The sequence below is a fragment of the Streptomyces sp. NRRL B-1347 genome, assembly GCF_000720325.1.
In the GTDB taxonomy this organism is placed as follows: Bacteria; Actinomycetota; Actinomycetes; order Streptomycetales; family Streptomycetaceae; genus Streptomyces.
This window is the reverse complement of sequence record NZ_JOJM01000018.1, coordinates 1-18989: the sequence shown is the minus strand read 5'-3', so window position 1 is coordinate 18989 and position 18989 is coordinate 1. Positions and strand designations below refer to the sequence as shown.

Sequence of the window (18989 nt, the reverse complement as noted above, 5' to 3'; positions counted from 1 at the left end):
CCATGCACGTCTCGGTCGTCCTGTTCACCTCCGACCTGCGCCTGACCGACCATCCGCCGCTGCGGGCGGCCCTGGACGCGGCGGACGCCGTCGTACCGCTGTTCGTACGGGACCGCGCCGTCGAGGCGACCGGTTTCGCCGCGCCCAACCGCACCGCCTTCCTCGACGAGTGCCTGGCCGATCTGGACTCCGCGCTGCGCGAGCGGGGCGGGCGGCTCGTGGTGCGCTCCGGCGACCTGGTGGCGGAGGTGTGCCGGGTGGTGACCGAGGCGGACGCCGACGAGGTGCACATGGCGGCCGGGCACACCCGGTTCGCCACCGGCCGGGAGGAGCGGCTGCGAGCGGCCCTGGAGACGGCGGGCCGCCGGCTGTTCGTGCACGACGCGGTCACCGTCGCCGTACCGCCCGGCACGGTGACCCCCGCCTCGTCCGACCACTTCGCCGTCTTCACCCCGTACCACCGGCAGTGGGCGCGGGTGCCGCTGCGTCCGGTCGTCGGCACCCCGCGCCGGGTGTCGGTACCCGACGAGGTGGGTGGCGAGAAGGTGGCCGCGCGCGACGCGAGCGCCCCGGTGTCACCGGCGCTGCCGCCGGGCGGGGAGAGCGCGGCCCGCGAGCGGGTGACCGCGTACTGGCGCCACGGTCTGGGCGCCTACGAGGGCACCCATGACGACCTGGCCGCCGACGCCACCTCGCGGTTCTCCGCCCATCTGCACTTCGGCACCTTGTCCCCGGTGGAGCTCGTGCGGCGCGCGCGCCGCCACGGCGGCCCGGGCGCCGAGGCCTTCGTCCGGCAGCTCGCCTGGCGCGACTTCCACCGCCAGGTCCTCGCCGCCCGGCCGGACGCCGCCCACGCCGACTACCGCACCAAGCACGACCGCTGGCGCACGGAGCGCACCGCAGCCGACGACATCGAGGCCTGGCGCGAGGGCCGCACCGGATACCCGCTCGTCGACGCGGGCATGCGGCAACTGCGTCACGAGGGCTGGATGCACAACCGCGCACGGCTGCTCACCGCGAGCTTCCTGACCAAGACCCTGTACGTGGACTGGCGGGTGGGCGCCGCCCACTTCCTGCACTGGCTGGTGGACGGCGACGTGGCGAACAACCAGCTCAACTGGCAGTGGATGGCGGGCACCGGCACCGACACCCGCCCCAACCGGGTGCTCAACCCGGTCACCCAGGCCAAGAAGTACGACCCGGACGGCACGTACGTGCGCCGCTGGGTCCCCGAACTCGCCGGTGTGGACGCCCCGTCGGTGCACGAGCCGTGGAAGCTGCCCGGCCTGGACCGCGCGGCCCTCGACTACCCCGACCCGATCGTCGAGCTGTCCTACGGGCTCGACCGCTTCCGGCACGCCCGCGGCAAGCGGCCCTAGCGAGGCCCGCGCGGCCTGCGGAGGCTCACCGCAGTCGGCGCGCGGCGTGCGGGCGGACCTCGAAGTGGATCTCGGCCTGGAGCGTCCGGGGCGCGGCGGCCGCCCGTGCCTCGGCGAGCGTGTCGCGGGCGAGCCGCTGGAGGACCGCGGCCGGTGCGGCGCCGGGCGCGAGCGTCACCGTGACGTGGGCCCGAAGGCGCTGCGGGCGGCCGAGGAGGCGCACCCGGGCCCCGTCGACGCCGGGCGTGGACCGGGCCCGTTCGGCGAGGGCCGCCGCGAAGGCCGTGCCGGACAGGGTGATGCCGCCGTCCTTCAGGGGCCGCTCGTCTCCCAGGGCCAGGCGCCGCAGCCGACCCGGCCGGATCTCGTACGCCGCGCAGGCCCCGAAGGCGAGCACCCCGAGCGCGAGCGCGGCGATCACGGCGGCGGGCCACCAGCCGTGCGCCCGCCACCGGTCGAGGGCCGCCCCGTCCAGCCACAGGCGGTCGGGGTCCAGGCGTGCCCACCCCTGCGGCAGCCGCTGGCGCACGGCATCGGCCGTCGTGGCCAGAGCCGCGCCGCCGAGCACGGCGAGAGCGCCGGTCACCAGGAGGACCGCCCTGTTGGCGGCGGAGCGCAGGCCGCTCATCCCGGCGCCCCTGCGCCCGTCCCGACAACCGCGGCGGCGGGGATGCCGGGCCCGGACCGCAGTCGTACGCGCAGCCTCGGGGGCCGCGTGAGGCCGCATCCGCCCAGGGCGTCCTCCGCCGCGCGCGTCACCTCTTCCCGCGCGCTCGCCGGATCGCCGAAGGCCAGCTCCGCGCGCACCCGTGCCCGACGGCGGCCCACCCGCACCCGGACCCGGGTGGTCGCGGGCAGCGCCGCGACGGAGTCCCGCAGCAGGACGGCGACCGTGCCCCGGGGAAGGTCGGCGTACGTCTCCTCGTCGGGCGGCGCCATCGGCAGACGCGCGCGTCGGCCCGGGGTGAGGGCCAGCGCGACCATCCACAGGCCGAGCACGATGGTTCCGGCCGCCGCGCAGGCGGTGACCGTGCCGCCGTCGGGCCCGTGCGCGGACAGCCATGCCACCAGGCGGACCCGCCACGCGGCGGGCGCGCGCCCGGCCGCGTGCACCGCCACCACGTCGGACAGCAGCACCGCGCACCCGGCCGCGACGGCCAGCGCGGCCAGGGCGACGGGCAGACGGCGCGGGGACCAGGGCCGCCGGGCGCGGCGCACGGGGTGCGGGCCGCGCTTGACCAGGGAGACGGGCGGGCCGCCCGCCGTCCCCTCGGTGCCCCGCTCCGGCCGGTCCAGGGCCCGTACGCGCACGCTGACGGGCCGCACGGCCAGGCCGGTGAGCTCGGCGGTGCGCGCGGTGACGTGCCGCTGCACCGCCCGGCCCGACGCGTCGAGGACGCCCGGATACGGCAGTGCCACGGTGACGCCGACCCGGGCGTCCGGGCCCCGCACGGCGGCCGAACCGCCGTCGGCGCGTACCCCTCCGGGGATCGGTGTCTCCGCCGCGGCGCGCTGTGCGACACGGCGGACCACGCGGTCGGCGACGGTCGTCGTGCCGCGCAGCGCCGCGGGCGTACGGGGCGCCGACGGGCGCGGGGGCGTGGTCATCGGCGCTCCGAGCCGCGACCGGTGAGGAACTCGTGCAGGCCGACGCCGTCGTCCACGAGCCGCCCCACCACGAAGCCCACCGCGCCGAGCGCGGCCACCAGCAGGAAGGCGCCGAAGCCGCCGAACCAGCCGGCGAATCCCAGGGCCATGCCCACGATCAAACCCACCAGGGCTGTACTCACGCTTCACCTCATGTCAGGGGGACGGGACGGGACTCACGACGTGCGGGCGCTCACTCCACGCGCGCCGAGCCGTTGTCGGGGTTGTCGTCCTCGGGCAGGTGCACGTCGTTGACGGCCACGTTGACCTCGACGACCTCCAGGCCTGTGATGCGCTCCACGGCGGCGATGACGTTCTCGCGGACGTCGTGGGCGACGTCGGTGATCGGCACGCCGTACTCGACGACGACGTCCAGGTCGATGGCGGTCTGCCGCTCGCCGACCTCCACCTTCACGCCGCGCCCGACGTTCGAGCGGCCGCCCGGGACGCGGTCGCGCACGGCGCCGATGGCACGGGACAGGCCGCCGCCCATGTCGTACACGCCGGGGATCTCCCGGGTGGCCATGCCCGCGATCTTGACCACGACCACGTCGGCGATGGACGTCCTGCCGCGCGTGGCCGCCGGTTCGTCGGCGCCGGTGCGGCCGGTGAGGGTGGTGGCGCCCGGTGCGTTCGGCCGGCCGCCACCGGTGTTCTCCGCGGTCTGGGGCGTGTTCGCCTTCGAAGCCAGCTCTTGTGTCGCCATGGGGCGTCTCCTCGTCTCACGGTGTGTCCGTAGGTGCCTTCCCTCTGCTCTGACCCGTGTGCCCGGGCGCGTGTTACGCATCCGCGGGCACTTCTTCGGCCGAATAGGAATCGGTCAGGGTCGCGTAACGTCCGTGCCCCCGGCCGTGTCGTATGGAGAGGACCACCAGAGAGGAGCCGAGCGTGCCCGGGGACGAGGACGGGACACCGCGGGAAGCAGGACCTTCCCCCCGGCACGACGACGCGTTGCTCGCGATACGGGCGGCGGAAGGGGACGAGGAGGCCTTCGAGGCGCTCGTCCTGCGCCACGGCCCCCGACTGTTGCAGCTGGCCACCCGGCTGCTGGGCAGCCCGACGGAAGCGGAGGACGCCGTGCAGGAATCGTTCGTGAGTGCCTGGCGCAAGCTGCCCGAGTTCCGCCGCGACGCCCGCTTCGGCACCTGGATGCACCGCATCGTCACCAACAGGTGCCTCAATCTGCTCCGCGCCAGGCCGCGCGTCGCGGGCCTCGACGACGTGCCCGAACCCGCCGCGCCCGAGTACCAGGTCTCGCCGCCGCGGGCCGTGGAGGGCATCGCCGCCGTCGAGGACCTGACGAAGGCCATGGAGGGCCTGTCGGCGGAACAGCGCGTGTGCTGGGTCCTGCGCGAACTCGACGACATGCCGTACGAGTCCGTGGCCGAGACGGTCGGCATCACGACGGGAGCGGCCCGCGCCCGGGTCTTCCGGGCGCGGCGCCACTTGATGGAGACGATGGCGGCATGGCGGTGAACGAACACGGCGGGCCCGGAGCGGGCGACGAGGCGCCGATCCCGTCCGACGGCACCCGGGACGCGACGGTGCCGGAGGAGGAGCGGCTGCCCTGCGGCCGCCGCCTCGCCGACGTCTGGGAGGCGGGGGAGGCGGGCGAGCCGGATCCGCACCTCGCGGACTGCCCGTACTGCCTCCCGGCTCTCGACGGCTTCTACGAGTTGCAGGACGTGGTGTGGCGGGCGCGTGCCGCGCAGCGCTCCGCCTGGCCCTCGGACGCCTCGGCGCTCAGCGCGCGGATCATGGACGTGGTCCGGCTCGAACTGCGGCCCGGGCGCACGCTTCCGCTGGGCGAGGCGGACGAGGACGCGTGGATCGTCGAGGCCGCGGCCGCGCGGACGTTCCGCGCGGCCGCCGAGACGCTGCCGGGCGTGCGGGCGGGCAGCTGCCGCGTGGCCCCGGCCGGGTCCGGCGGCGCGCCGCGCGACCCGGTCGGCGTGCGCATCGAGATCCAGGCCGCCCCGTCCTGGGACCTCCCGGACGTCGCGGACCGCGTACGGCACCGGATCGCTGACGCGGCCGCGGACGCCCTGGGCATGCGCGTGGCGGCCGTCGACGTGGTGATCACCGATCTCCTCCTGGACGACGACGGCGGGCCGGGTGACGGCCACGGCACGACGGGCCCGGGCGGCGCGGACCGGAGCGGAGGCGGGGCATGGTGACCCGGGCGCAGGACGACCGGCGGCTCGTGGAGGCCGTCGCCGAAGCGGTGGGCGAGGTCCCCGGTGTGGCCTTCCTGCGGCCGGGGCTCGCCGAACGCCTGCGCGCCGCCGCCACGGCGACGCGCCGCGTCAACAGCGCGCCGACGGCGTCGACTTCGGGCATACGGATCCCACCCGGCTCCCGTGACGGCGGCCGCCTCTCCGTGGAGGTGTTCGTGGTGGTGCACCGGGGCCACCGCGCCGTCGACGTGACCCGCGCGGTCCGCGAGGCGGCGACCCGGGCCGCGCGGACCACCCTGCCGGCGAAGGTCCTGGTCCACGTGTCGGTGACGGTCAGCGGCATCGTGTGAGAGGGGTGCGGCCGTCCGGGCCGAACCGAGGCAGCCGTATCGGCTCGCCGTGCGGCCGGACACCGTGGCGGGGCCTGGTACGGGGCCCGAACATTGCCGGCGTATGGCAGGACGATGGCGGAACGGGCCCGAGGCTTCCCCCCTGTCCGGTCCCGTCACTACGGTGCCGAGCGACGGGTTCCGGGGACGCCCTGGTCCCAGAAGGTGAGGGCGCCATGTCCGTGACCGACGAGTACCTGGCCAACAACTCCGCCTACGCCGCGTCGTTCCGCGGCCCGCTGCCTCTCCCCCCGTCCCGGCAGGTGGCGGTTCTCGCCTGCATGGACGCCCGGCTGAACGTGTACGCGGTCCTCGGCCTCGAGGAGGGCGAGGCCCACGTCATCCGCAACGCGGGCGGGGTGGTCACCGACGACGGGATCCGCTCCCTCGCCATCAGCCAGCGCCTGCTGGGGACGCGCGAGATCATCCTGATCCACCACACGGACTGCGGCATGCTCACCTTCACCGACGGCGACTTCGAGCGGCAGATCGAGGAGGAGACCGGGATCCGTCCGCCCTGGGCCGCCGAGGCGTTCTCCGACCTGGAGGACGACGTGCGCCAGTCCGTCCGCCGCATCGCCTCCAGCCCGTTCGTCCCGCACACCGATGCCGTGCGCGGCTTCGTCTTCGACGTCGCCACGGGGCAGCTCACCGAGGTGAAGTAGACGCGCACGGCGTACCGCCTCGACCGAACCGCCGGAGGCTGGCTCGAACTCCCCTCCTTGCACGTGGGGTTGTCCGGCTGACCGGAATGAGAGGGTGACTTCTCGCGCCGCTCGGCCCCATCCTCGGCCTGACGTTTCCCAGGCCACGAGAGGATGCCATGACACACCGATTACCCTCGCGCCGGACCGGGCCGGAGTCCCGTGGCAGGCGGCGCGGGAGAACCTTCGTCCTCGGCGCGGTGCTGCTCCTGACGTGCACCGCCGTCGCCGCGACCACAGGGGAGGCCAGCTCCGCGAGCACCCCTCCCAAGCCCGTGCCGCGCACGCCCGGAGCGCAGTTCCCCACGGGCCCGGCGCCCGACGGATTCGCCACCTGGTCCGACCTGTTCACCACGCAGCAGCGCCTCAACGCCAAGGCCTCGAAGATCCTCACGGCCGCGCGCACGGCCGGTCACGACAATCCGGTCGGCGTCGTCGCCGCCCCGAAGAACCGCGCGCTGCGCGTGTACTGGCACGGCACCGTGCCCGACGGCATGCGGCGACAGCTCGGCGGCCGCGCGGGCGACGTGCCGGTCGAGGTCCTGCCCGCGCGCTACAGCAACGACGCCCTGCGCACCGCGGTGCGCGGGCTCAAGACCTCGGGGGCCACGAGCATGGCCGTGCCCCGGCCCGACGGCAGCGGCGTCGTCGTGCGCTGGGCCCCGGGTGCGCAGCGGCACGGCCGCACCGCCGACGGGGTCCCGGTGACCGTCGCCCCGGGCGCCGGCCCGCAGGGCTCCCGGGCCGTCCCCCTGACCGGCAGGTGCGCCGACGGCGCCCGCTACTGCCGCGAGGACGACACCACGCCGTACTACGCCGGTGCCCGCCTCTCCAACTGCACCGTCGGCTGGCCGCTGCGCCTGCCCAACAACACGCCCGCGCTGCTCACCGCCGGCCACTGCGGCGCCGGCGGCGCCACCGCCTACGACGGGGGCGGCGACGCGATGGGCGGCTACGGCAACCACAGCGTCGGCTCGGACCACGCGACCATCGGGGCCGCGGGGTCCGGCCGGATGTGGGACGGGAACTGGCAGAACTCCACCTTCACCAAGCCCATCGGCGGCCGGGACGGCACCTACGTCGGCAACCACGTCTGCACCTCCGGCTCGCGCTCGGGCGCGCTGTGCGGGTTCACCATCAGCTTCATCGACCCTCCGGACCCGTCGGGGGCTCCCGGCCCCAGCGCGTACGCGAGTGAGAACACCGCTCAGTACGGGCCCGGCCAAGGGGACAGCGGCGGGCCGGTCTTCAGCCTCTCGGGCGACGGCCAGCGGGTGTTCGCCGTGGGCACGGTGACCTCCGGGGCCAACGACGCGCGCGTCCCCTGCCGGGGCGAGAACTGGCCCGGCCGCGTGTGCGCCTGGCACTTCAGGTTCGACCGCGTCGACTACGCGCTCAGCAGCACCTTCTCCCCCGTCTTCGGCAGCCAGATCGTCACGGGCTGAGGCCGATCCGCCTCGTCCTCGTCACGGCCCGGCGAACGCGCCCAGCGTTCGCCGGGTCCGCTGCGTGGGCCGCGTACAGCCTCTGGACGGCGCCTAGGTCGCGTCGTTCACGCGTCGCTCGCGGACTCCTGGCCGACGTGCGGCGCTGCCGCGTGCCGGGTGTCGACCCGGGCGAGGAGACCGAGCAGGGAGGCCACGGTGAGGCCCGCCTCGGCGGGGTGGCGCAGGATCGTTCCCGGTTCGATCTGGTACGTGTTGCCGCGCCCCTCGCGGGTGTGGGACAGGTACCCGCTGTGCTCCAGATCGGAGATGATCTTCTGGACGGCGCGTTCGGTGAGTCTGCAGCGGGCCGCGATGTCCCGGACCCGCGCGTTCTGGTTCTCGGCGATGACAGCGAGTACCCGCGCGTGGTTGGTGATGAACGTCCACCCCGTATGTGGCTCCGGTGCTCCACCCATGAGGCAGAGCGTACGCCAGACAGTTCAGGCATGAAAATACGTGAACCATATTTCGTGTATCCGTTGACGTTGGTTCGCGGGGCGGCGAATCTGGTGGCGGCAGAAGCACAAGCGCTCCAGGCCAGGGGAGAAGACCATGCCGCAGGCGGCGCAGTCAGGGACCGGGCAGGCGGACAGCCGTGCCGGACTTGTCGATTCCCGCAGTACGGCACCGCAGTCCGAGCTGACGATCCACGCCCGCACCGAGGGCGAACGCCTCGTGGTCACCGTCCGCGGCGATCTGGACCTCGACACGGACCAGGAACTGCGGCGGGAGCTGCGCACGGCCCTCAGCCTCTCCGGCGACGGCATCGACGTGGACCTCGGCGGCGTCGAGTTCTGCGACTGCTCCGGGCTCAACACCCTGCTGACCGTGCGGCAACAAGCCCTGGAGGAGCCGAAGTCGGTCAGGATCCGCGCGATCAGCCCGGCGGCCGAGCGGGTCTTCGCACTGGCCGACGCCCTGCCCCTGTTCACGTCCGAGGCCGACGCGGAGGCGCGCGTCCCGTCCGCCGCGGACGGCTCCGGAGACTCCGGCGACTCCGAGGCCCATCTGCGCGTCAAGGTCGTACAGCTGCGGCGTGCGATGCAGACCAGGGGTCCCATCGACACGGCCCGCGGCATCCTGATGGCCGTCTTCGCCCTCGGCGAGGAGGAGGCGTGGGACGTGCTGGTCATGACCTCGCAGAACACCAACGTCAAGCTGTATCTGCTGGCTCAGCAGGTGGTGGGTTCCATCAAGGGCGCGCCGCTGCCGGAGGCGATCCAGGAACAGCTGTCCGCCGCCGTCACCCACGTCACGGCCTTGCACGCCCGGGCCGGGCACGGGCAGTGAACTGCCGCCTCGACGACGGCGACGGGCCACGGGGTCCGCGCCGCGGGCCTTACGCCACGCCGACGAGGCGCGCCGAGACGCAGGGGTCCTCGTCGCGGTAGCCGAGCCGGTCGTAGAGCCGCCGCGCGGGTAGGTTGTCGGCGAGCTGCCACAGGGTGCAGCAGCCGTGCTCGCGCACCGCGTACCGGGTCAGCCAGGCGGTGAGCGCGGCACCGAGGCCCTCGCCGCGCCGGGACGCGTCGGTGGCGACGGACGCCATCAGCGGCACCCCGCTGTCGCGCAGCCTGCTCAGCGCGCCGCAGGCGACGAGCCGCCCGTGCGCGTCGCGGATCCCGGCCCAGAGGCTGACGTCGGCGGAGCCGGGGCCCGTGGAGTGGGCCGGGCTGTGCGCGCCGAGGAAGGCGACCAGTTCCTCGTGGTGCTCCTCGCCGAGCTCGACCACGCGCTCCTCGTTGCGCATCGCGGGCGGTTCCACGAGCGTCCAGCGGAAGACCCACTCGACGACGTCAGCGAGCTCGCGCCGCTCCCCCACCAGCGCGTCACTGCCGCACGGCCCGGTGAACTCCCTCACCTCACCGGGCCGTTCCCGCTCGGCGTTCAGCACGAGGGCCGCGGCGGCCGCCGCGTCGCCGACGCTCCACACATGGCCGCGCCCGGCGTCCAGCCAGGCGACGGCGCCCTCGCCGGACCAGCCGGTCCGGTCGTCCTGGCGCCGCCGCGCGGCACCGAAGCGCAACAGGGCGGAGCCGGACCGGCGCTCCAGGCCCTGGTCGAACAGGTCGGCGGTCCGGGAGACAAGAGTCGTAGCCTGCATCGCTCTCAGCAAAGGAAGGGGGTACGGGTACACGGGTACGGGAACGCCAAGCGCTCGACCGACCGGGACGGACACTCTGACATACGGGCCCCGGGGTGCGGCAAATCGGCTCTGACGTGGCCTTATACGGCAACGCCCGCACCGGGACGGTACGCGGGTGCCGCCCCTCGGGGACGAGCCCCGGTCGGCCGCTCGTTGAAAGCGATGAAGGCCCAGAAAGGGGGAACACGCTCATGTACACCCTGAAGCGCGCGTGGCGGCGCACCGGCGAGGCCCCTCGCGGCCGTCGGTGCCGTGCTCGCGCTCGTCACCGGTCTCTCCGCCCAGGCCGCGGAAGCGGTCAGCGTCGAGAACTTCACCGACGCCAACGGCAGGCTCTTCACCGGCAGTCTGTGCGAGGAGAGCACCTTCTTCATCCAGATCCACGCGGGAACGTCCCTGGTCTTCGGTGCGACGAAGCCCCGCAGCGCCAAGTTGGGAGCGTGACCGGCCATGGGCGGAACACTGGGACGCGTGGGCCGGGCGGCGCTGGCCCCGGTTCTCCTGCGGGGGCTCACGGCTTCAGTGGCTCAGGGCCTCGGCGAGCTTCGCCAGACGCTGCCGCACGTCCTCACGGGCACCGTTCTTCCCTGTGACCCGGGTCCGCAGGCTGAGCAGTTCGGTGCCCAGCTCCCGGACGCGGCCGGGCTCGGTGACGCGGTGCCAGGCGTGATGGGCGCGGTCGACGGCCTCCGCGACAGCGGGATCGCTCTCCGGCTGCTCGGCCATCAGGCGGGTGACCGCGCCGCGCATCCACAGCTCGCAGGCCCGGTCGAAGGCGCCCTCGGCGAAGGCCAGGAAGGCGCGCACCTCGATCCAGTGGGCCACCTCCGGCGAGGTCGCACCGTGGCCGCGCAGGGCGTTCTGCTCGCACGCGGCGGCGATGGCGGCGGCCTCCGCGTGCCGCCCCGCCCGGCTCGCCTCGCTGATGGCGCGGTGCGGATCCGCGAAGGCCGGGGCGGCGGCGGGTGGTGCGGCCGAAGCAGGCACGACGGACACGAGCGGGGCGGCCGGCGCGGCCGGTGCCGTCCTGGGCGCGGGGATGTCGAGCGGTCGCTGCTCCACGGATCCCGCCGGAGCGACGCCTCCCAGCCAAAGAGTGGCGTCGTCGTCGACGTCGGCCGCGGCAGCACCGACGGCCTGCTCATGCAGCACATGAGCGGGAGGTGTGACCGAAACCGTGCGCAGGATGTGGGCGAAGGCGCGCGTGTAGGCAGGAGCGGGCCGATGGCGGCGGTCCTCCAACTGCACGGCTCCGTACAGCGCGTAAGGGCCGTCGAGCGCCTGCTCGCGGCGGACGAGCGCCTGCCAGACACCGGTGTCGGCGGCCAGGTCGGCGACCACGGTCGTGCTGCCCGGCGGCCGGTGCCGCAGCTCGGCGGTGAGCCAGTGCCACGGCAGGGCCGTGTAGCGGACGGTGCGGGCGGTGGTGCGGGCCAGCGCCAGGTGGAGGCGGTGCTGACGGGTGTCGACGACCAGGTGACCGGCGGCGTGGACGAGCAGGTGCCCCTCGGTGGCCGCGGCCGTACGAAGGCACGTCAGGACGGTCTGGGGGTCGTCGGGATTGGCCAGCTGGACCGCGCTCGCCTGCCGGGTGCCGACGAGCCGGGCCGGCGGGAGTGCGGCCAGCGGCGGCAACTGGGCGGTGACGGCGAGCGGGTGGCGCACCGGTGGCTCGGCGGCAATCAGCAAGGCGTATCCGGGCAGGTCGTGGTCGGTCCTCGTGCTGTTCGCCATGTTCAGCACCGTATCTGGCCATCCGGCGGGCGCCAGAGTCTTTCGTACGACTCCGCCGGTGCGAGCGCGCCACTTGTCTCCTTCCAGGCCGAATGGTCCAGAACGCGGCGGGCGCCGCACCGGAGACACTCGGCCAAATCCGGAACCCGGCACGCATGACCGAGGCGCGCTCGGGCACACTGATGGCCGGGCCCGCCGTGCTCCCCCGTCGCGGCGGGCCCTCTTACGAGCCGACCGCGCCGAGCCGACCGGGCCGCGCCGCTGCACCGCGCACCGTTCAGCGGTGGTCCGCCGCGTCCTCGTAGATCAGTCTGCTCGGGTCCGAGGAGATCCCCTCGACCGGCAGCCCTTCGGGCAGGACGGGCGCCAGGGTCCGGAAGACCGCCCGGATCCGTTCCGGACCGTAGGACCAGATGTTCTCCGTCGCCCGCAGCGATGCCCCGCCGCCGGGCAGCGGGGCCACCTCGTGGAAGGCACCGCTGTCGCGGAGCGCCTCGATCCCGCCGAGCGCCGCCACGACGTCCGGGGGACAGACCGTCCACCACGCATAGCCACGGAGCACGGTGTCCAAGTGGGGGAACGTGTCCTCGAGGAGCAGCCCGAGATCTGTTTCGAGGGCGGTCCTTCCTGTGACGAATTCGCCGTCGTCCGCGACGCTTCCGTAGAGGATGCCTTCGTGACGGTTCACCTGGGTGCGGAAGAAGTCGGTCCAGCGCCGCTGGGCCTCGTGCCGGACGCCGGGGTCGGCGAATTCCTCCGTCGTCCGGGAAGCGACGAGCGAGACGCATTCCGGGGTGTCCTGCTCCCTGACCACGGCCACGTCGAGCCACGGCTGGTCGGGATGGCCGTCGCGGCCGATGACCCGCAGGCAGACGCTGGCGTGACCGGGCATGGAGGCGAGGTCCCGGAGAAAGGCGGTCCAGTTCTTCGGGGTCCAGGGGACTTCGTACGGTTTCTGACGCCGCCGGGTGGGTTCCAGCAGCACCAAGGTCGCCCACAGCTCGCCCGGTGCCGCTTCGCCGCGGCTGAGGGCGTCGGCGCGGTCGGTGAGATCCGCCGCGGGCGTGAGCTCCGCCCACAGCGGACCCGCGAGCGCGTCGAGCGCGGCGGCGAACCAGGGTTCAGCCAGTGCGCGATAGGCCGTGCCGCTCGCCGGGCAGGGCAGGTTGATCTCCGCTCGCAGCGCGGAATTCAACGTGATCCCGCCCTGAGCTCCTTCGTCGTGTCCGGTCATGGCGCCGCTCGGTCCGTCTCGTAGGCCGCTCTCGCCGCGACGATGTCCGGCACATGGGTGCGGGCCCAGTCACAGGCGAAGTCCAGCGGCTCCAGGAGCGAACGCCCCAGCGCGGTCAACTCGTACTCCACGCGCGGCGGGTTCTCGTCGTGCGCCGTCCGGCTCACGAAGCCGTTGCGCTCCATCGAGCGGAGGGTCTCGGTGAGCACCTTGGGGGTGACCCAGTGCAGCGGCACCCGCAGCTCGGAGAACCGGCGCGGGCCGCCCTCCAGACAGCGCAGCACCATCGCGGTCCACTTGTCGCCGACGCGGAACGGCGCCGCGCGGTCGGAGCAGCCGGGATCCTCGAACATCTCCGGGTGCAACGGCTGCTCTGACGGCGGTGTCTTGGCTGGGCGCGGTGGCTGGTTCACCCGCCCGACGCTAACCCCAGTACCTTTGCAGTAACCAGGCACCCCCGTCCTAACGTCGGCGTCATGAACAGCGACATCATCATTTTCGGAGCGGGTGGACGCGTCGGCCGGGCGGCGGTGGCCGAGGCCGTGGCGCGTGGCCACCGGGTGACCGCGGTGGTCCGTGACCCCGCCAAGTACCAGGACCTGGGCGGCGAGCGGGTCGCCGTCGTGCAGGGAGACGTGACCGATCCGCGCTCGGTGGCGGCGCTCGCCCCGGGTCACCGTGCGGCGGTCAACGCGTCGGCGCGCCTCGACATCGGGTCCGAGGACCACTTCACCGCCGCGGCGGGCGCGCTGATCGCGGGGCTCGCGGAGGCGGGCGTGCGACGGCTGCTGGTCCTGGGCATCGCCACGACCCTCGAAACGGCCCCCGGCGTACGGATCATGGACGGCGCGGACTTCCCGGCGCAGTGGCGGGCCTTCGCCCAGGGGCACGTCGCGGAGTTCGAGCTACTCTCCACGGCCGGGCCTGAGCTCGACTGGCTGATGGTCGTGCCGCCGCTGGACCTGACCGCGGAGGCCGCACCCACCGGCGGCTACCGGACGGCCGTCGGCACCGTCCTCGACGGGCCGGGCCGGATCTCCCACGCGGATCTCGCACTCGCCCTGCTCGACGAGATCGAGGCACCGCGCCACAGCCGCGTGCAGTTGGCGGTGACGGCGGCCGCCGCCGGGGCCTGACGGCCCCCCGTGTCCGCGAGCGCGCGGACAAGAGGTCGCCGTCGCCGGGCTCTGCCCCCCGGCGGCGGCGACCGGCGCTCTGGCCGTGGCGGGGTCAGCGGCAGAGGGCCGTGTCCACGACCTTCTCCACGCGGTCCACGTCCGCCTGGGCGCCCGGCATCCTCGTCACCGCGACGTTGGCGGCGCGGCCGTCCTTGGTGACGCCGCCCCGGGTCTCGTAGCCGTCGATGTCGCCGCCGTGGTTCCAGGCGAGGCCGCCGCACGACAGCGGCCTGCTCACGAGGCCCAGGCCGTAGCGGACGCCGGGGCCCAGGGCCTTGGCGGGGATCGTCTTGCGCATCTGGTCGAGCTGGGCCTTCGGCAGCAGGTCGCCCTTCAGGAGCGCGCCGAAGAACCGGTTGAGGTCGGCGTTGGTGGAGATGAGCTGCCCCGCCGCCCAGGCCCAGGACGGGTCCATCTCCGTGAAGTCGCGCAGCTGCTTGCCGTCCGGACCCTTGATGTAGCCCTTGGGGTGGCGCTCCCGGATCGTCTTCTCACCGACGCCCGGGAAGTAGGTGTGGCGCAGCCCGACGCGCTGGATGATCCGCTTGTCGATCTCCTCGGCGAGGGGGCGTCCCGTGACCTTCTGGATGATCAGACCGGCCAGGACGTAGTTGGTGTTGTTGTACTCCCACTTCGTGCCGGGCTCGGAGTGGGCCTTGTGCTTCAGGGCGATGTCGACGAGGTCGCGGGGCTCGAAGTACCGGTGCTGGATGGCGGGGAAGTCGAGGTGGTCCGTGTAGTTGGGGAGTCCGCTGGTCTGCTGCAGCAGCTGGCGGACGGTGATGCGGCGCCCGTCGATGCCCTCTCCCCGGACGAGGCCGGGCAGATAGGTGTCGACGGAGGCGTCGAGGCTGATCTTCTTCTCGGCGACGAGTTGCAGCACGACCACCGCGGTGAAGGCCTTGGTGTTGCTGCCGATGCGCACCTGTCCGTCCCGTGGCACCTTCGCGCCGGTGGCCAGGTCGCCGACGCCCGCGGTGTAGCTACGGGTGCGGCCGTCCCGGTCCGTCACGCTCGCCAGGGCACCGGGCGGGCCGCCGTCGCGCACCAGCGCGTTCAGACCCTGCTGCACGGCGTCCGGCCGGGCGGCGGACGCCGCCGACGTCGCGGACGCCGCCGACGGTGGGAGGGCACCGATGGACATCACACCGGCGGCCACCGCGGCCGCGGCCAGCACGACGCGGCGGCGGCCGCCCCGCTGCCGTCCGGAAGAGCGGAAGGTCTGTCCTGCCTGTACGCGCACGGGTCAACTCCAGGAAATCGTGGGAACGTCGGCGGTTGGTGCCGAGCCCAAGGATTTCCGGAATCGATCATTCAGGACGATCCCGCTACCCACCCGACTCCGACTGGGGTTAACCCCCGGATCCCGCCTCAGTCGCGTTCGAAGCCGTGGGTGACGCCGATGGCTGTGAAGCCGCGGCGCTCGTACCAGTGGCGCGGCCAGTCCGTCGCGTCGGCGGTGAGGAACCGGATGCCGCAGCCCTCGTCGACGGCCGAGCGCAGGGCGGCGCTCAGGACGGCGTCGGCGTGGCCGCGCCCGAGGTGGGCCTCCACGGTGACCAGGTCCTCGATCTGGGCCGTGCCGGTCGCCGGGTCCACATAGAGGTCGGCCCACGAGGCGACCTCGCCTTCTTCCGTGCGGGAGCCCAGGAAGCGAACGACGTCCGCCCCGCGCCGGCGGGCCGCGCGTCGCTCGACGAGGTGGCGTACGACCTCGTCGTCGACGTCCGGGAGGAAGCCCCGCCAGCGCCGGGTGAGCGGCGCGCGCAGCGCGTCGAGGTCCACCTCCGCCGCGGCCCCGCCGACGTGCACGGGGCCCGTGTGCAGCATGACGAGATAGGTGGAGTGGGTGTAACCGGCCCGGATCAGCGGCTCCGCGCAGGCCGTGCCGGTCGCGTCGTCGAGGACGGAGATCCGTCGGTGCGCCAGCCGGCCCAGCACCTCTTCGGCGAGGGCGGGCAGCGCCTCCGCGTCGACGGCCGCGTCGATGAAGACCTGGTTGTCCATGCGGGAGTGGGCGAAGGCGTCGTCGTGGACGGCGAATCCGCCCGGGAGATCCACGACGCGCGCGGCCTGGCGGCGGGCGAAGGCGGACAGGAAGGCGTTGATCCGCTGACGTTCTGAGCTGGTCATGCGGGGAGCCTAGGCAGCCACGGCCACGGCCGCCCGTGAATTTCCCCGCGCGGGAACACGGTCCCGGGCACCCTCCGGCCGCCGCCTCACGGCTCCCTCACGAACCGCCTGCCGCCCGCCCGCTCCTCCCCCGCCCCGACCCCGACGACGGCCCCGGCCTGCGGGCCAGGGCTGCGGGCCAGGGCTGCGGGCCAGGCCCGCGGATCAGGCCTTCTTCTCGCCCAGCTTGCCGACGACGTCCTGCGCCTTGTCCACAGCGGTGTCGATCTTGTCGCTGTGCTTGCCGTCCGTCTTGCTGTCGATGAAGTCGCCGACCTTCTCAAGCCCGCCCGAGATCTTGTCCCCGTGGGCCTGCGCCAGGTCCTCGGCCTTGTCCTTGAGGTTCTTCAGGGCGTCGAACATGTACTGCCTCATCCTTCTATTTCTGGGTTTCCCCTGGTCAGGACCATGATCCCATGTGCTGGGCGAGATGCGGCGGCCGGGGCGCACCCCCACGGACAGGCGCGGCCCGCGCGGAAAGGAACCCGTCAGCGGCGCCGCGCCCGCCCCGCCCAACAAGATCCATTTCGTGTCACGCACACGTCAGGGAAACAACGCCCGGGCGTTTCCGCCGGTTCACATGGCGCTGGTGAAGTGTCCGACAAGTCCAGTACTTCACCGAGGAGTCGTGCATGTCCAGACCGCGCCGGTCCCCCCGTACTCTCATCGTCGCCGCTTCCGTGGTCGCGGCCACCGCCACCGCCGCCGTCGCGGTCACCGCCACGGCGGGGGCCTCGGGCGGCAAGGAGCAGGCCCAGGCCGCGATCAAGGGCGGTAAGGCGAAGAACGTCATCCTGCTCATCGGCGACGGCATGGGCGACTCGGAGATCACGCTGGCCCGCGACTACACCGTGGGGGCGGGTGGCCGTCTGAACATGGACAAGTTCCCGCTGACGGGCAGCTACACGACGTACGCCGTGCACCCCGACGGCTCCCCGGAGTACGTGACCGACTCCGCCGCCAGCGGCACCGGCTGGGCCACCGGCCACAAGACCGTGAACGGCCGCATCTCCAAGACGCCGGACACCGACAAGGCCGTGCCGACGATCCTGGAGCTCGCGCAGCGCCGGGGCTACGCCACCGGCTCGGTGACCACCGCCGAGCTGACCGACGCCACCCCCGCGGTGCTCGCCTCGCACGCCAGCGACCGCAGCTGCCAGGGCCCGGCCGACATGGCCAAGTGCCCGGCCGACACCATCGCCAAGGGCGGCCCCGGCTCCATCGCCGAGCAGAGCGTCAACCACAAGGTGGACGTGCTCCTCGGCGGTGGCAAGCAGCGCTTCGACCAGAAGGTCACCGACGGCAAGTACAAGGGCCGCACGGTCACCGAGCAGGCGAAGAAGCTGGGCTACCAGGTCGTCACCGACAAGGCCGGGCTGAAGGCCGTCAAGCCGGGCAAGCCCGTCCTCGGCCTCTTCGCCGAGGGCAACGTGGCCACGGAGTGGACCGGCAAGCCCGCCGCCGTCGGCGGCACCGCGCCGCAGCGCTGCGTCACCTCCAACCCCGGCCGCCCGGACGGCACCCCGGCCCTCGCGGACCAGGCCACGCAGGCCATCAAGCTCCTCGAGGCCAAGCAGAAGAAGCAGCACTCGAAGCAGGGCTTCTTCCTGCAGATCGAGGGCGCCTCCATCGACAAGCAGGACCACGCGGCCGACCCGTGCGGCCAGATCGGTGAGACCGCCGCGTTCGACCGCGCGGTGAAGGTGGCGCGCGCGTACGCCGCCAAGCACCCCGACACCCTCGTGGTGACCACCGCCGACCACGGCCACACCAGCCAGATCGTGCCGCTGGACGCGCAGCCGCCCGGCCTGACCTCCACCCTCGTCACCGACGAGGGCCAGCAGCTGAAGGTCAACTACTCGACCAACACCCCGGGCAAGGCCCAGGAGCACACGGGCACCCAGGTCCGCATCGCCGCCCAGGGCCCGCAGGCGTACCGCGTCCTCGGCGTCACCAACCAGACCGACCTGTTCACCACGGTCCGCGAGGCGCTGCGCCGGCGCTGACCTGATCCGAACACGCACGTACGGCACACGACCCCAGCGGTTGTGTGCCGTACGCGTGCGCGGGGTCTCAGCCGGCCGCCACGACCTCGATCTCGACGAGCCACTCGCTGACGAGCGTGGTGGCCACGACGGCGGTGGTCGGGACGGGCCTGCCGCCGAGCGCGGCCGTGCGGGCGGCCGCGTTGGCATCGGCGTACGCGGGATCGCGCAAGTAGCTGGTCAGCCGCACGATGTTGGCAACGGTCATGTCGGCCGACGCGAGGATGGCGCGGATGTTCGCCCAGCTCAGTTCGAGTTGCTCCGCCAGGTCCGCTCCGGGCTTTCCCGCCGGGTCCAGGCCCATGGTGCCCGCGACGAACAGGAGCCGTTCGGCGCCGCGCACCTCCATGGCGTGCACGTAGTCGTCCGTGGCCGCGTAGACCCCTTCGGCCGGGTTGTGGGGCACAAGTTCCATCAGCTGCCTGCCTGGTGGGTGAGTGGGACGCGCGTCGTACGCGATTGCGGGGCGATCATCGGGCACGGCAGGGGTGCGGGGGAAGTGATTTCCGCGAGGGCGCGGCGGCGGTGCGGAGCGGGCCCCGTGGGGGTCGGGACACCGGTGGTGAAGAAAGTCGTGCGGAGCTGTCACATGCGTCGGCGCCGGTGCGTCAGACCCATGACGGCGACGCCAGCAACGCTGCAAGGCCGTCACCACACGCACCCGACCCGCTCAGCAGTCCCCGAGGAGTCCCCATGT

At 73.5% G+C, this 18989-nt stretch carries 23 protein-coding genes; 10 read left to right on the top strand and 13 right to left on the bottom strand.

What is annotated here, in order from left to right; genetic code table 11:
• The first annotated feature begins 2 nt into the window (after positions 1-2).
• A complete protein-coding gene (locus IG74_RS0117440) occupies positions 3-1379 on the top strand; it encodes a cryptochrome/photolyase family protein (RefSeq protein ID WP_030677288.1) in 1377 nt (458 codons plus the stop codon).
• Between the two features lie 25 nt (positions 1380-1404).
• On the opposite strand, the gene IG74_RS0117435 is transcribed toward IG74_RS0117440, so the two are convergent.
• Genes IG74_RS0117435 through IG74_RS0117420 form a run of 4 tightly spaced genes read right to left on the bottom strand, consistent with a single transcriptional unit; the run spans position 1405 to position 3732 of the window.
• Positions 1405-2007, bottom strand: coding sequence for a hypothetical protein (locus tag IG74_RS0117435; RefSeq protein ID WP_051854970.1), 603 nt, complete (start codon positions 2005-2007; stop codon positions 1405-1407).
• A complete protein-coding gene (locus tag IG74_RS49415; protein ID WP_051854969.1) occupies positions 2004-2987 on the bottom strand; it encodes a DUF6286 domain-containing Asp23/Gls24 family envelope stress response protein in 984 nt (327 codons plus the stop codon). Before IG74_RS49415 ends, IG74_RS0117435 begins: the two co-directional genes overlap by 4 nt.
• Positions 2984-3169 carry a hypothetical protein gene (locus tag IG74_RS52115; protein ID WP_030677279.1) on the bottom strand — a complete coding sequence of 62 codons (186 nt, stop codon included), beginning with the start codon at positions 3167-3169 and terminating at the stop codon, positions 2984-2986. The genes IG74_RS49415 and IG74_RS52115 overlap by 4 nt, the downstream gene beginning before the upstream one ends.
• A gap of 50 nt (positions 3170-3219) precedes the next feature.
• Complete coding sequence (locus tag IG74_RS0117420) at positions 3220-3732, bottom strand: Asp23/Gls24 family envelope stress response protein (protein WP_030677276.1); 513 nt, start codon at positions 3730-3732, stop codon at positions 3220-3222.
• A 182-nt stretch (positions 3733-3914) separates the two neighbouring features.
• Between IG74_RS0117420 and IG74_RS0117415 the strand changes: the two genes are divergently transcribed.
• The 5 genes from IG74_RS0117415 to IG74_RS0117395 all read left to right on the top strand — a co-directional run bounded on the left by IG74_RS0117415 (position 3915) and on the right by IG74_RS0117395 (position 7741).
• A complete protein-coding gene (locus tag IG74_RS0117415; RefSeq protein WP_051854968.1) occupies positions 3915-4502 on the top strand; it encodes an RNA polymerase sigma factor in 588 nt (195 codons plus the stop codon).
• Entirely contained in the window at positions 4493-5203 is a 711-nt protein-coding gene (locus IG74_RS0117410) for a hypothetical protein (RefSeq protein WP_234334357.1), read from the top strand. The genes IG74_RS0117415 and IG74_RS0117410 overlap by 10 nt, the downstream gene beginning before the upstream one ends.
• Positions 5197-5553, top strand: coding sequence for a hypothetical protein (locus IG74_RS0117405; protein WP_030677266.1), 357 nt, complete (start codon positions 5197-5199; stop codon positions 5551-5553). Before IG74_RS0117410 ends, IG74_RS0117405 begins: the two co-directional genes overlap by 7 nt.
• A 215-nt stretch (positions 5554-5768) precedes the next feature.
• A complete protein-coding gene (locus tag IG74_RS0117400; RefSeq protein ID WP_030677263.1) occupies positions 5769-6257 on the top strand; it encodes a beta-class carbonic anhydrase in 489 nt (162 codons plus the stop codon).
• A gap of 158 nt (positions 6258-6415) precedes the next feature.
• Positions 6416-7741, top strand: coding sequence for a hypothetical protein (locus IG74_RS0117395; protein WP_158857654.1), 1326 nt, complete (start codon positions 6416-6418; stop codon positions 7739-7741).
• Positions 7742-7848: 107 nt separating this feature from the next.
• Here IG74_RS0117395 and IG74_RS0117390 read toward each other — a convergent pair whose 3' ends face one another.
• The gene (locus tag IG74_RS0117390) at positions 7849-8199 is read right to left on the bottom strand and encodes a helix-turn-helix transcriptional regulator (RefSeq protein ID WP_030677257.1); all 351 of its coding nucleotides are present in this window, start codon (positions 8197-8199) and stop codon (positions 7849-7851) included.
• Between the two features lie 136 nt (positions 8200-8335).
• On the opposite strand from IG74_RS0117390, the gene IG74_RS0117385 reads away from it, so the two are divergent.
• Positions 8336-9073, top strand: coding sequence for an STAS domain-containing protein (locus IG74_RS0117385; RefSeq protein ID WP_078868836.1), 738 nt, complete (start codon positions 8336-8338; stop codon positions 9071-9073).
• A gap of 49 nt (positions 9074-9122) precedes the next feature.
• Here IG74_RS0117385 and IG74_RS0117380 read toward each other — a convergent pair whose 3' ends face one another.
• Positions 9123-9887 carry a GNAT family N-acetyltransferase gene (locus tag IG74_RS0117380; protein WP_030677251.1) on the bottom strand — a complete coding sequence of 255 codons (765 nt, stop codon included), beginning with the start codon at positions 9885-9887 and terminating at the stop codon, positions 9123-9125.
• Between the two features lie 294 nt (positions 9888-10181).
• Here IG74_RS0117380 and IG74_RS0117375 point away from each other — a divergent pair, with 294 nt between their 5' ends.
• Positions 10182-10373 (top strand): hypothetical protein, encoded by a 192-nt coding sequence (locus tag IG74_RS0117375; RefSeq protein WP_030677248.1) that lies wholly within the window; start codon positions 10182-10184, stop codon positions 10371-10373.
• Positions 10374-10448: 75 nt separating this feature from the next.
• Here IG74_RS0117375 and IG74_RS0117370 read toward each other — a convergent pair whose 3' ends face one another.
• From IG74_RS0117370 to IG74_RS0117360, 3 genes are all read right to left on the bottom strand, one after another.
• Positions 10449-11663: a hypothetical protein gene (locus IG74_RS0117370; protein WP_030677245.1), complete on the bottom strand. Its 1215-nt coding sequence runs from the start codon at positions 11661-11663 to the stop codon at positions 10449-10451.
• Between the two features lie 277 nt (positions 11664-11940).
• Positions 11941-12897 (bottom strand): hypothetical protein, encoded by a 957-nt coding sequence (locus IG74_RS0117365; RefSeq protein WP_158857652.1) that lies wholly within the window; start codon positions 12895-12897, stop codon positions 11941-11943.
• On the bottom strand, positions 12894-13250 hold the full coding sequence (locus IG74_RS0117360) for a winged helix-turn-helix transcriptional regulator (protein WP_030677243.1): 357 nt from the start codon (positions 13248-13250) through the stop codon (positions 12894-12896). Before IG74_RS0117360 ends, IG74_RS0117365 begins: the two co-directional genes overlap by 4 nt.
• A gap of 123 nt (positions 13251-13373) precedes the next feature.
• Between IG74_RS0117360 and IG74_RS0117355 the strand changes: the two genes are divergently transcribed.
• Positions 13374-14033, top strand: a complete 660-nt coding sequence (locus IG74_RS0117355; RefSeq protein WP_078868834.1) for an NAD(P)-dependent oxidoreductase — start codon at positions 13374-13376, stop codon at positions 14031-14033.
• A 94-nt stretch (positions 14034-14127) separates the two neighbouring features.
• Here the strand turns inward: IG74_RS0117355 and IG74_RS0117350 are convergent, their stop codons facing one another.
• The 3 genes from IG74_RS0117350 to IG74_RS0117340 form a co-directional block, all read right to left on the bottom strand.
• A complete protein-coding gene (locus IG74_RS0117350) occupies positions 14128-15318 on the bottom strand; it encodes a serine hydrolase domain-containing protein (RefSeq protein WP_030677241.1) in 1191 nt (396 codons plus the stop codon).
• A gap of 128 nt (positions 15319-15446) precedes the next feature.
• Positions 15447-16208: a GNAT family N-acetyltransferase gene (locus IG74_RS0117345; RefSeq protein WP_030677240.1), complete on the bottom strand. Its 762-nt coding sequence runs from the start codon at positions 16206-16208 to the stop codon at positions 15447-15449.
• 204 nt (positions 16209-16412) lie between these two features.
• Complete coding sequence (locus IG74_RS0117340) at positions 16413-16610, bottom strand: antitoxin (protein ID WP_030677239.1); 198 nt, start codon at positions 16608-16610, stop codon at positions 16413-16415.
• A 269-nt stretch (positions 16611-16879) separates the two neighbouring features.
• Between IG74_RS0117340 and IG74_RS0117335 the strand changes: the two genes are divergently transcribed.
• The gene (locus IG74_RS0117335; RefSeq protein WP_030677238.1) at positions 16880-18253 is read left to right on the top strand and encodes an alkaline phosphatase; all 1374 of its coding nucleotides are present in this window, start codon (positions 16880-16882) and stop codon (positions 18251-18253) included.
• A 67-nt stretch (positions 18254-18320) separates the two neighbouring features.
• On the opposite strand, the gene IG74_RS0117330 is transcribed toward IG74_RS0117335, so the two are convergent.
• Entirely contained in the window at positions 18321-18707 is a 387-nt protein-coding gene (locus IG74_RS0117330) for a RidA family protein (protein WP_030677234.1), read from the bottom strand.
• Positions 18708-18989: the final 282 nt, after the last annotated feature.